Origin of the sequence: Maribacter thermophilus (genome assembly GCF_001020565.1) — a bacterium.
Lineage (GTDB): Bacteria > Bacteroidota > Bacteroidia > Flavobacteriales > Flavobacteriaceae > Maribacter > Maribacter thermophilus.
This window is the reverse complement of sequence record NZ_LDAS01000001.1, coordinates 689,887-702,821: the sequence shown is the minus strand read 5'-3', so window position 1 is coordinate 702,821 and position 12,935 is coordinate 689,887. Positions and strand designations below refer to the sequence as shown.

The 12,935-nt window shown below is 37.8% G+C and carries 10 protein-coding genes; 7 read left to right on the top strand and 3 right to left on the bottom strand.

The genetic code is table 11. From position 1 onward, the window contains the following. Genes mltG through dapF form a run of 3 tightly spaced genes read right to left on the bottom strand, consistent with a single transcriptional unit; the run spans position 1 to position 2,338 of the window. Complete coding sequence (mltG, locus tag AB657_RS02980; protein ID WP_047245138.1) at positions 1–1,044, bottom strand: endolytic transglycosylase MltG; 1,044 nt, start codon at positions 1,042–1,044, stop codon at positions 1–3. Further along, positions 1,044–1,568 carry a GNAT family N-acetyltransferase gene (locus tag AB657_RS02975; RefSeq protein ID WP_047245137.1) on the bottom strand — a complete coding sequence of 175 codons (525 nt, stop codon included), beginning with the start codon at positions 1,566–1,568 and terminating at the stop codon, positions 1,044–1,046. Before AB657_RS02975 ends, mltG begins: the two co-directional genes overlap by 1 nt. Next, positions 1,562–2,338: a diaminopimelate epimerase gene (gene dapF / locus AB657_RS02970; protein ID WP_047245136.1), complete on the bottom strand. Its 777-nt coding sequence runs from the start codon at positions 2,336–2,338 to the stop codon at positions 1,562–1,564. Before dapF ends, AB657_RS02975 begins: the two co-directional genes overlap by 7 nt. 128 nt (positions 2,339–2,466) lie before the next feature. Here dapF and AB657_RS02965 point away from each other — a divergent pair, with 128 nt between their 5' ends. The 7 genes from AB657_RS02965 (at position 2,467) to AB657_RS02935 (ending at position 12,935) form a co-directional block, all read left to right on the top strand. Beyond that, complete coding sequence (locus AB657_RS02965) at positions 2,467–3,867, top strand: S1C family serine protease (protein WP_047245135.1); 1,401 nt, start codon at positions 2,467–2,469, stop codon at positions 3,865–3,867. 121 nt (positions 3,868–3,988) lie between these two features. After that, the gene (locus tag AB657_RS02960) at positions 3,989–5,437 is read left to right on the top strand and encodes a glyceraldehyde-3-phosphate dehydrogenase (RefSeq protein ID WP_047245134.1); all 1,449 of its coding nucleotides are present in this window, start codon (positions 3,989–3,991) and stop codon (positions 5,435–5,437) included. 169 nt (positions 5,438–5,606) lie between these two features. Continuing rightward, positions 5,607–6,203 (top strand): tRNA (guanine-N1)-methyltransferase, encoded by a 597-nt coding sequence (locus tag AB657_RS02955; RefSeq protein WP_316933206.1) that lies wholly within the window; start codon positions 5,607–5,609, stop codon positions 6,201–6,203. Between the two features lie 214 nt (positions 6,204–6,417). Continuing rightward, positions 6,418–7,092, top strand: a complete 675-nt coding sequence (trmD, locus tag AB657_RS02950; RefSeq protein ID WP_047245132.1) for a tRNA (guanosine(37)-N1)-methyltransferase TrmD — start codon at positions 6,418–6,420, stop codon at positions 7,090–7,092. A 130-nt stretch (positions 7,093–7,222) separates the two neighbouring features. Next, positions 7,223–7,573, top strand: a complete 351-nt coding sequence (rplS, locus tag AB657_RS02945; RefSeq protein ID WP_047245131.1) for a 50S ribosomal protein L19 — start codon at positions 7,223–7,225, stop codon at positions 7,571–7,573. A gap of 647 nt (positions 7,574–8,220) precedes the next feature. Next, complete coding sequence (locus AB657_RS02940) at positions 8,221–10,440, top strand: NADP-dependent isocitrate dehydrogenase (protein WP_047245130.1); 2,220 nt, start codon at positions 8,221–8,223, stop codon at positions 10,438–10,440. 104 nt (positions 10,441–10,544) lie between these two features. Beyond that, positions 10,545–12,935 (top strand): TonB-dependent receptor, encoded by a 2,391-nt coding sequence (locus AB657_RS02935; protein WP_047245129.1) that lies wholly within the window; start codon positions 10,545–10,547, stop codon positions 12,933–12,935.

Here is a 12,935-nt window from a genome sequence, read left to right as displayed (position 1 = left end):
CTACCTATTTATCTTTTGAGAGTTGATCCATCGGATGTATTGCGCCTTATTTCGGTTGTGTTGCACAATATTCTCAGCAAACATGTGATACCCAAAATTCTCTACGTTGGCCACAAAATAATAGTAATTATGTTTTTCGGGGTTTAAGACCGCATCTACCGCACTAATATCGGGCATTGTAATGGGGCCTGGCGGCAACCCTCCATATTTATAGGTATTGTACGGCGAATCCAACTCTAAATCTTTATATAAAACCCTTTTTATGACCGTGTCAAAATTTCCGGTTTCTTTTTTAATGGCATAAATAACTGTGGGGTCCGCCTGTAAAAGCATCCCTTTTTTTAATCTATTAAGGTAAACACCCGCTACTTTTGGTCGTTCGTCCACTTTTGCTGTTTCTTTATGGACTATGGAAGCCAAGGTAATTACTTGATTTGGGGTAAGTCCTTGCTCTCTTGCCTTTGCCACGCGGTCATCGTTCCAAAACCTTTCGTATTCCTTCAACATGCGATCTCTAAATTCTTCTGCAGAGGTATTCCAAAAAAATTCATAACTATTGGGTATGTACAGAGACAACATATTGTCGGAATTAAAATTATGGGATTCCAAAAAATCCACATCCTTAAATACCTTTATCAAACTAAGGCTATCCGCCTCTATTTGCGCGGCAACTCTACCTGCCAGGTTTTCCACCCTTTCTTGATTGTTAAAAGAAACTTTTACGGGAATGTTGTTTACCCTTAAGGTATTAATTATCTCATTATTGTTCATTCCCTTAGAAATTCTATACTTCCCCCCTCTTATATTTTGGTCATACCCCTTTCTTTGTGCCGCTGACTTAAACGAATCCAAATCGGTCAACAAAGGTGTCAAATCCTCTAAAACTTCATCAAAAGAGGACTCTGAAGCAATATACACATAAGCCTCTTTATTGTTGAAATTGGTGTTCGGCGTAAAAAAAGTGCTATAGACCATATAAGCAAAAAGGCCACCCCCAATAAGACCAAGCAGTACAATGGCCAATAAAATCTTTTTGATATACATTATTTATTTATCTTTTGAAATAATAATTCATTTTTAAATCTTCCGTTAGAAGATATCCAATCTTTCTTGACCCCAACAAGCTCAAAACCTAATTTTTCAAAAAGATGTACGCTAGGGGTGTTTTCCTCTAAAATATTGGCATACAATTGCCTTAACTGCAAGACACCAAAAGCATACCTACATAAAATCTGCAGTGCCTCACTCCCTACTCCTTTGTTACGATCCTTTTCGCTTAATACGATTATACCCACTCCGGCCCTTCTGTTCTGAGGATCAAAATCGAACAGATCTATAAATCCCAATGGTGTATCGTCCAATTTACAGATTACCAAACGCAATTGCTTTACGTCATAGATATCTCTATGGGCATTATCTAAATATAGTTGCAATACATCTTTTGAGTAAGGCGTAACCGTTCCACTTATTTCCCATACGGCAGGATTATTCTCCAATTGATACAAAAAATCCAAATCCCTTTGTTCAAGAGCCCTTAACTTTACACTATCTCCTTTAAGGCTTACCATGAAATCGTACCTTTAAACACCTGCTTTGCCTCTCCGGTCAAATAAATATGACGGTACTCTTTTTGGTCTAATTTGAAATCAACTTTTAATTTGCCTCCGACCGCATCGATATTCACATGTCCCACGTCAGCCTTTCCTAAATGATGCATTGCCAAAGCTACGGCCGTAACCCCCGTTCCACAAGATAATGTTTCGTCCTCGACCCCACGCTCATAGGTTCTTACCTTAAAGGTATCAGGTGTTTCCTGTTCAACAAAATTTATATTACTGCCCGCTTCGCCATAAATACCATACCGTAATTTAGCCCCCTCTTTAACAACATTAAAATCATCTAGACCCGAAACCAATTGAACATGGTGAGGAGAACCTGTATTTAAAAAAATGGCGTTAGGTTTGGTATGGATCTCTAAAACATCTTGCATTTTTAAACTTACCACATCTTTATCTACAGAGGCCTCATGGAGACCGTCCACCGCTATAAAAGTTGTGGTTTCTTCTATAACCCCCAAAAACTTGGCAAAAGCAACGATACACCTACCCCCATTACCGCACATACTGCCTTCTTTGCCATCTGCATTAAAATAGACCATCCTAAAGTCGGTGTCATCATCATTTTCCAACAAAATTAACCCGTCAGCTCCAATACCGAATCTTCTGTGACATAAATGGGCCACCAACCTTTCATCCTCTTTCGGAAAAAAAAGAGTCCTATTATCTATGACCACAAAGTCATTGCCAGTTCCTTGATATTTATAAAATGTAGTTTCCATAAGCAAGATAAAGTCACAAAGATAGGGTTTTATTAAAGTTGTTTTTGCAGTTAAAAAGTAGTTAAACCATCACAAAAAAAAATGAAATAATGTAATTTTACATAGAATTCCTTTAAACAGAATAGATTATGAAAAGAATTGGAAGTCTTTTACTTGTTTCCATTTTTTCGGGAGCCATTACTTTGGGAGCATATAAATTCTTCTTTGAGAAAACTGATTTCACCATCGTTTCTTCTAACAACAATTCACACCCTGTGGTAAGCACCAGCTATACTCCCACTTCTGCCAAAGGTGCGGGAATCAATGAAGTAGATTTTACAAACGCCGCAGAAACTACGGTCAACTCTGTGGTACACGTTAAAAATTTGACCTTGAACAAGAGAAGAACCAGCGTCTTTGACTTCTTTTATGGCTATGGGGAAACAGTAACCCCCCAAGTCGGAATGGGTTCTGGTGTCATTATATCGCAAGATGGATACATTGTTACCAACAACCATGTAATCGCCAATGCCACCCAACTTCAAGTAACCTTGAACAACAACAAAACCTATGAGGCCGAATTGGTAGGGACAGACCCTAATTCTGATATTGCACTTATAAAAATAGACGCGGACGAAAAGTTGCCTTATTTGGCCTTTGGAGACTCCGATAACACAAAAATTGGCGAATGGGTGTTGGCGGTCGGCAACCCCTTTAACTTAACCTCTACCGTTACGGCTGGTATTGTTAGCGCAAAGGCCAGAAGTTTGGATACCCGATCTAATCAATCGTTCATTCAAACAGATGCGGCAGTGAACCCCGGAAACTCAGGAGGAGCGTTGGTAAATACAAACGGGGACCTCATTGGAATTAATACCGCAATCTCTTCCCAAACCGGTTCTTATGTAGGGTATTCTTTTGCCGTGCCAAGTAATATTGCAAAAAAAGTTGTCAACGATATTATAGAGTATGGCAATGTTCGTAAAGCATTTATGGGTATTAGACCTGCACCCGTGAATACTAGGGATGCCGTTGAAAGAGGCATAAACAATATCGACGGTGTTTATGTTGAATATATAGAGGAAGAATCCGGTGCGCACGAAGCAGGCATGGAGTTAGGGGACATCATCAAAAAGGTAGACGATATCTATGTACATAAATATCCAGATTTGACCGGATACCTTTCCACCAAGCGACCTAACGACACCATTAATGTAACCATCAAAAGAGATGAAGAAGAACTGGTTCTTCCCATAATCTTGAAAGAACGTCAGCAATTAATTGTTCCGGAGATGGGAATGGAGGTGAAAAACCTTACCGAAGCCGATAAAAAATATTATAAGACCAAATACGGCGTAAAAATTATCGGTGTACCGGAAAGATACAGAGGATATGGACTTGAAGGCAAGGTTATTGTGAGAGTAGACGATAGGGAGATAAAAAATATATCTGATGCGGACACGGCCTTCGGCGCTATATCAAGATACGGAAAAACAATAATCACTCTTTTAAGTAAGGGAGGCGAAAGAGAAAGACTCATTTTTCAATAACGCCTATAAATGGTTTTAGCAAGAAGCATCCGCCAAAAACGGATGCTTCTTTTTTAGAAATCTGTTATAAAAATATTTTATTGTCTTACTTTTGAGTCAAAATATAACAATCTCACACCTTATGCCACGTAAAATATCTTACGAAAAAGAACTAGCCTTTCAAGCGGACAGAAGAAAGGCCACTACCGAATTTATAAAGATAGTTAGTGATTTGTGGTATGACAAATCAATTGAAATAGTCCTATTCAAGAATCAACTTATAGACCGTAATGTCAGTGATATAATACAACTGCACGAATATGCGGGCGAGTTTGTACAGAAACCGATATCTATTTTTGATTCTGTAGAATTACTAAGGGCCATCAATGATATTCCACTACCTCCCTCAAAATTGGATATCGGGAAACTAACCTATGAATACCATTCAGATGACAACAACTTTAACAATGTAAAAGCCTTTGTGATCGACAAACTTAAGAGCGCAAAAAATTATAAAGACATTCGCCCTAAAGATGTAGTTCTATATGGTTTTGGAAGAATCGGCCGATTATTGGCCAGAGAATTAATGTCTAAAACAGGGAAAGGCACCCAAATGCGTCTAAGGGCCATCGTGGTCAGGGGAGATATCAGCGAAGACATATTAGAAAAAAGGGCAAGTCTATTGCGCTCAGATTCTGTTCATGGAAAGTTTACGGGAACCGTAACCATAGATGCCCAAGAAAATTCGCTGATCATAAATGGCACAACGGTTCATATTATCAGCGCCGACAAACCTGAGAGCATAGATTATACAAAATATGATATTTCGGATGCTTTGGTAATAGACAATACAGGAGCTTTTAGGGACAAAACTCAATTATCACGTCATTTAAAAGCAAAAGGAGTGTCTAAGGTATTGCTTACGGCTCCCGGAAAAGAAATTCCCAATATTGTACATGGGGTCAACCATTTGGAATATGATCCCGATTCCACCCATATTTTCTCTGCTGCATCGTGTACCACCAACGCCATAACCCCTATATTAAAAGTCGTGGAAGATTCGTTGGGCATTAGAAAGGGACACCTTGAAACGATACACGCCTATACCAATGACCAAAACCTTGTAGATAATATGCACGGCAAGTACCGCAGGGGCAGAGCGGCAGGCCTTAACATGGTTATTACGGAAACAGGTGCAGGGCAAGCCGTAGCCAAAGCACTTCCTTCCTTAAAGGGCAAACTTACTTCCAATGCCATTAGGGTTCCAGTACCCAATGGCTCACTGGCCATACTTAATCTAGAAATAAAGAACAAGACCTCATTGGAAGGTATTAATACCATTATAAAAAAGTATGCCCTTGAAGGCGACCTTGTAGAACAGATAAAGTACTCTCTCAATAAGGAATTGGTTTCTTCCGACATTGTAGGAGCCTCTGCACCAGCCGTATATGACAGCAAGGCTACCATAGTTTCGGAAAACGGAAAAAACCTTATTTTATATATATGGTACGATAACGAATATGGGTACTCGCATCAAGTTATTAGATTGGCAAAGTACATTGCAAAAGTTAGAAGGTACACCTATTATTAAAATTAAATAAAAAACATCCTATTTCTTTGTTTTTACGTACTACTATATGAGAAGACAAGCTTTAGGTGTTTTTTTTTCTTAATTGATTTTATTCAATTACTTTAGTCTTCTCTAAATCATTTTTTAACGGCAATTTTTTAAACGAATGAAGATCTTAAGATTACTATGTTTGTTAACAATCCTACTTAGTGTTAATTTACAATTTGCGCAGGAAACAGAAAATGAAGAAAAACTATCTCTTGACGAAGGCCCCATAAGTGGCCAATTCGATTATGTATCCAAGAAATCCGGTAATTATCGTGCAGATGGAGTACGGTACGAAGTGGTAAAAGAATCGAATCTTTACAAATTAAGAAAGAACGTTCTGGATTCCATCGCAGGTTTCAACAAAAAAATATCGGAGTTAAAAAATACCATTTCAGAACATGAGACCACGATTACCTCTTTAAATAAAAAGCTTGACGAAACTACCACTAACCTTGCTGCCGTAACAGAACAAAAAGACAGCATGTCTTTCTTAGGAATCTTGGTTTCAAAAGCTACCTATAACATTATTTTGTGGACGATAATTGCCGGACTTTTCTTGCTACTGGGCATATTCATATACAAGTTTAGAAATAGCAATATTCTAACACAGGAAGCAAAACAAAACTTGTCCGAACTGGAAAAAGAATATGAAGACCATCGACGCAGGGCGCTGGAACGAGAGCAAAAGATAAGCCGCCAATTGCAAGACGAACTTAACAAGCAAAAAAAAGCTAAGTAACATAGAAAACAAGCCCCATATATGGGGCTTGTTTTTTTTGAGTCCTATCATACCGCACCGCATTAACCTTCACCTACCGTACGTTAAGTATCCATTATATCCACTACTCCACCACACCATTCATTCTAAAATTATCCACGAAAGCAAACAGAAAAAATCTCATTGTTTTCACTACTTTTGAACCGCTAAACAACGTTATTTCCTAATAAGTATTATGCGAATCGACATCATAACAGTATTACCAGGACTACTAAAAAGTCCTTTTGAGGCCTCTATTATGAAAAGAGCCATAGAAAAAGGACTGGTAGAAGTCCATTTCCATAATTTAAGGGATTATACCGACAACAACTACAAACAGGTAGACGATTACCAGTTTGGGGGAGGTGCCGGAATGGTAATGATGATAGAGCCTATAGACAAATGTATTAGCGATCTAAAATCTCAACGTAGTTACGACGAAATAATATACATGACCCCAGATGGCGAAACCCTTGATCAAAAAACTTCAAACGGTTTATCGCTACTAAAGAATATTATTATACTATGTGGCCACTATAAAGGTGTAGACCAAAGGGTTAGGGATGCTTTTATAACCAAAGAGATTTCGATAGGAGATTACGTACTTTCTGGCGGAGAATTGGGTGCAGCTGTACTTTGCGATACTATTATACGATTGCTTCCCGGCGTCTTAAACGATGAGACATCTGCACTGACAGATAGTTTTCAAGACGATTTATTAGCCCCGCCCGTATATACAAGACCTGCAGATTATAAAGGAATGAAGGTTCCTGAAGTATTACTGAGCGGAAATTTTGGTAAAATTGAACAATGGCGGGAAGAAAAAGCCCTGGAACGGACCAAAAAAATGAGACCTGACCTTTTAAGGTAATGTGATATCAAAATAAAACAGAAAAATATTTGCAGGTAATAATATTAAAACTATTTTTGCACCCTGTTAAATCAACCTCTGACGAGAATCGTGAAAGTTGTTTTAATCTAATTCCTATATTAAAATCAAAATGGAATCATTAATTAAGTTTGTTCAAGACGAATTTGTAGAGAAAAAAGAATTTCCTGAATTTTCGGCAGGTGATACTATCACTGTTTATTATGAAATTAAGGAAGGTGAAAAAACACGTACACAGTTTTTCAAAGGTGTAGTTATACAACGTAGAGGAACTGGTGCCACTGAGACGTTTACCATTAGAAAAATGTCTGGAACCGTAGGTGTTGAGCGTATATTCCCTATTAATTTACCTGCACTACAAAAAATAGAGGTTAACAAGAGAGGTAAAGTACGTAGATCCCGCATTTACTATTTCAGAGGCTTAACCGGTAAAAAAGCTAGAATCAAGGAAATTAGATCATAATTTCAACTCAATAATATTATTAAAACACCGATACTTACGTATCGGTGTTTTTTTATGAACAATTGTTAAAAAGACATGTTTATAACATGTTCATTATTAATTGTTTATAATATTGGTGTTTATTTAAAAATAATTACTATATTTAAGTGTGAAATAGAAAATATCTGAACGGAAAGTTTGTTGTTTTCTATACACTATAAAGTTTACGTTCTTTATATTGTTGTTTAACCAATCTTAAGATTTTCTCTGAAAAAATTGGGAAAGGTGAGTAATAAAATTAAGGGCTGTCGCTCTTAAGATTATTATAGACAAACATTTTTTTACCGTCAAAAGTGGAAAAGTTGATTTGTTAAGACAACAAAAAAGACATGTAGAGTAGGTGCTTGGTTCTATAATTAAGACCAAAATACAGGTCAAACGTTGATATAGTGACGCAGAAGCAATCAAGGGTTGCAGTTTTGAATAAAATCAAAACAATATGTCTGTAAACTATTTCTAAAAAGCCATATCCATATATTTATATATCGATATGGCTTTTGCTATTGAACAAATCTTTGCAAAACCCTTAAATATTAAGGAGACTCCCCGCATTTAAGCCTAGATAAAATCGTATCTTTACACCGCTTAAATTTAAAATTAACAAACTAATGTCCAAAATTTTTTATACTAAAACGGATGAAGCTCCAGCTTTGGCCACTTCATCCTTTCTACCAATTGTTAAAGCATTTACCAAAACTTCAGGAATAGAAATCGAAACCAAGGATATTTCCTTGGCCGGAAGAATAGCTGCCGTTTTTTCGGATTACCTAACACCGGAACAAAGAGTTTCCAATGATTTGGACGAATTAGGCAAACTGGCCAAAAGCCCTGAGGCGAATATTATCAAATTACCAAACATTAGCGCTTCCATTCCCCAATTAAAAGAAGCCATTTCAGAATTACAGGACAAAGGATATAATTTACCCGATTACCCGGACGAACCTACTTCAGACGAAGAGAAAGAGGTAAAAGCCAAATACGACAAGATTAAGGGAAGTGCCGTAAACCCTGTATTAAGAGAAGGAAACTCTGACAGAAGGGCCCCTAGGGCAGTTAAGAACTATGCGAAACAAAATCCACATAGTATGGGAGCTTGGTCCCATGACTCAAAAACGCACGTGGCCACTATGTCTCACGGCGATTTTAAATCCAACGAAAAATCGGTTACCGTAGACAAAGCGACCGATATACAAATTGTATTGAATACTACAGATGGCAAAAAAGAAATTTTAAAAGAAAAAATTTCTTTGCTAGACGGTGAAATTATTGATGCGACTGTCCTAAGCAAAAAAGCTTTGTTGGATTTTCTAGAGGAACAGATTGCGGACGCAAAAGAAAAAGGAGTATTGTTTTCGGTTCACCTAAAGGCGACAATGATGAAGGTCTCCGACCCTATCATTTTTGGTCATGTGGTAGAAACATTCTTGAAACCGGTTTTTACAAAGTACGAAGCCACTTTTGATAAGCTAGGAATAAATCCAAATGACGGCCTTGAAGTATTGTTTAATAAATTAAATGAATTACCTGAGAGTGAAAGGTCAGAAATCGAAAATGAAATCACATCTGTTTTAAGCAACAGGCCTGCACTTGCCATGGTGAACTCAGATAAAGGCATTACCAATCTTCATGTTCCCAGCGATGTAATTATCGATGCATCTATGCCGGCCATGATCAGAAATTCTGGACAAATGTGGAATGCCGAAGGAAAACCACAAGATACCAAAGCGGTAATACCCGATAGTAGCTATGCTGGTGTTTATTCTGCAACGATCGACTTTTGTAAAGAACATGGGGCATTTGACCCAACTACTATGGGAACTGTACCAAACGTAGGTCTTATGGCCCAAAAGGCCGAAGAATACGGCTCTCATGACAAAACCTTCGAAATTAAAGAAAATGGCAAGGTAGAGGTAATAGACCTAAACTCTGGTAGTATTCTTATGGAACATTCAGTAGAGGCCGGTGACATTTGGCGTATGTGCCAAGTTAAAGATGCGCCTATACAGGATTGGATAAAACTAGCGGTTTCTAGAGCTAGGGCAACGAAAGATCCTGCTGTTTTTTGGCTTGATGAAAATCGTGCACACGATCAAGAGTTGATCAAAAAAGTAAATACTTATTTACCGCAACAGAATACTGAAGGTCTGGACATACGTATTCTCTCTCCAGAAGAGGCTACCATATTCACATTAAAAAGAATCAAGGAAGGTAAAGACACCATCTCTGTTTCTGGTAATGTTCTTAGAGATTACCTTACGGACCTTTTTCCTATTCTTGAGGTAGGAACAAGTGCCAAAATGTTATCCATAGTTCCGTTGATGAACGGAGGAGGACTTTTTGAAACAGGAGCAGGAGGTTCGGCCCCTAAACATGTGGAGCAATTTTTAGAAGAAGGCCATTTAAGATGGGATTCTTTGGGCGAATTTTTGGCATTGGGTGTTTCGTTGGAATTTTACGGTGAAAAAAACAACAACAATAAGGCAAAAATACTTGGTGAGGCATTGGACAGTGCCACCGAAAAATTCTTGGTAAACGACAGATCACCTTCTAGAAAAGTAAACGAATTGGATACCAGGGGCAGTCATTTTTATTTGGCAATGTACTGGGCAGAAGCTTTGGCCGAACAAAATGAGGATTCAGAGCTAAAAGCTATTTTCTCTACAATTAGTGCCGATTTGAAAGAAAAGGAGAAACAAATCTTGGACGAATTGTTAAAAGCACAGGGAAGCCCACAAGACATAGGAGGCTATTACAAGCCAGACCCTTCTTTGGAATCAAAGGCAATGCGTCCCAGCAATACATTTAATAGTATTCTAGATACAATCTAAAACTCTTATAACAAGGCCTCTAAAAAGAGGCCTTGTCTTTTTTATTAATCGCTTAGAATTGAACGCTTACATAATTTCTCTTTATTTTTAATAAAAAATTCTAAATGAAGAAGCCTATCTGGCTATTTTTACTTGTATTCCTTTTTAATGGCCCCCTGTCATTTTCTCAACAGAAATATACCTTAAGCGGGTCGGTAACGGAAGAAAACAGCAATGAAACCCTAATCGGTGTTACCATAGCCTTCCCTTCGTTAAATACAGGTGTTACCACCAATGAGTATGGCTTTTACTCGATAACCTTACCCGAAGGCGAGTATCAAGTAATTGTTAGCTATCTAGGTTTTAAAAGCATTGTTCAGAACATCTCTCTTACCCAGGATCAAAAAGTAGACTTTAAACTTTCAGAAGAAGCTGAGCAACTACAAGAAGTGGTCGTGACAGAAAATGTTGAAAGAATGGATATACGAAAACCACAGATGAGCGTAAATACCCTTTCTGTCGGGACCATCAAAAAAATTCCGGTAATTCTAGGTGAGGCAGATGTTATTAAATCTATATTACTATTGCCCGGTGTTACCAATGCAGGAGAAGGAGCTTCGGGATTTAATGTACGTGGCGGTTCGGCAGATCAAAATCTAATTCTGTTAGATGAAGCCATCATTTTTAATTCCTCTCATTTATTCGGTTTCTTTTCTGTTTTTAATCCAGATGCCATTAAGGACATAAAACTATATAAAGGAGGTATTCCCGCACGCTACGGAGGCCGGGTATCTTCTGTTTTGGATATTTTTCAGAAAGAAGGTAATAGCAATGAATTTAAAATAAACGGAGGAATAGGGGCCGTTGCCAGTAGGCTTTTGGCCGAAGGTCCGATAAAAAAAGGGAAAGCGGCATTTTTAGTAGGTGGCAGAGCCTCATATGCACACTTATTTTTGCCCTTGTTCGATGTTGACAATACCGCCTATTTCTATGACCTTAATACAAAATTCAATTATAAGGTCAACGATAAGAACAATATCTTCCTTTCTGGCTATTTTGGAAGAGACGTGTTTGGTATAAGTGACAGTTTTGTAAACACCTATGGCAATGCCGTAGGAAATTTTCGTTGGAACCATCTGTTCTCCGACAAACTGTTTTCCAATCTTTCCTTAATATATTCCGATTACTATTACGGCCTAAAATTGGATTTTGTCGGATTTAATTGGAATTCAGGAATTCAAAACTTCAATCTTAAATATGATCTAAAACATTATGTAAACGACAAACTTCAGGTCAACTATGGCATAAACAATATTTACTACCAATTTAATCCGGGAAAAATTGAGCCCTCCAACACAAATTCTGGAATTGTAGAAGAGCAACTTATACAAAAGTACGCGAATGAGTTTGCCGCATATGTTGATTTTGAACATCGGTTAACCAGCAACCTAAGTTTAGGTTACGGACTACGATTTAGTTATTTTAATAGGCTAGGTCAAGATGAACTAAACGTATATACCAATGATAATCCGGTAGACTATGACCCCATTTTACTCATATATAAAGAAGCCTCGCCTATAGATGTCATAAACCCTGAAAAAGGCAAAAGCCTTGCTTCTTATACCAACTTTGAACCCAGGGCATCTTTATCTTACACTTTAAACGATAATAGCTCAATAAAGGCAAGTTACACAAGGCTGGCCCAGTACCTGCATTTGCTTTCGAACACAAGCTCCCCCACTCCATTGGATGTCTGGACGCCGAGCGGACCTTTTATAAAACCCCAATTACTAGATCAATATGCCCTTGGTTATTTTAGAAACTTTAAGGATGCAACCTATTCTATGGAAACCGAAATCTTTTATAAGGGTGTTCAAAATAGAATAGATTATATTGACGGAGCTAACCTAATTGCGAATAATGCCATTGAACAAGTAATTCTCAATGGTGAGGCAAGGGCATACGGCCTGGAATTACTTTTGCGCAAAAATGAGGGTAAATTTCAAGGTTGGCTGGCCTACACCTTATCAAAGTCTGAACAACGTACACCCGGAAGAAGCCTACCTTTGAGCAATGTAACGGAAACAGGAATAAATTTTGGGGAGTGGTACAACACTCCTTATGACAAAACACACGATATTTCAATATACGCAAGTTATGATCTAAATGACAAATGGAACTTAAACGCCAATTTTGTATATCAGACCGGCCAACCAACAAACTATCCGATAGGACAATATGAATTTCAAGGTTTAACGGTACCCTACTATGGGGCAAGAAACAAGGAGCGTTTACCAGCATATAACCGATTGGATATTTCCGCAACGCTGACACCCAAAAAAAACAAGAACAAAAAAATTAAAGGAGAATGGGTATTTAGTCTATATAACGTTTACAATAAGAAAAATGCCGCCTCCATAAATTTTAGAAGAAATGACGATACAGGAGCTAATGAAGCCGTGAGAACCTCTATTTTCGGAATAGTACCGGCGGTAACCTATAACTTTAAGTTGTAA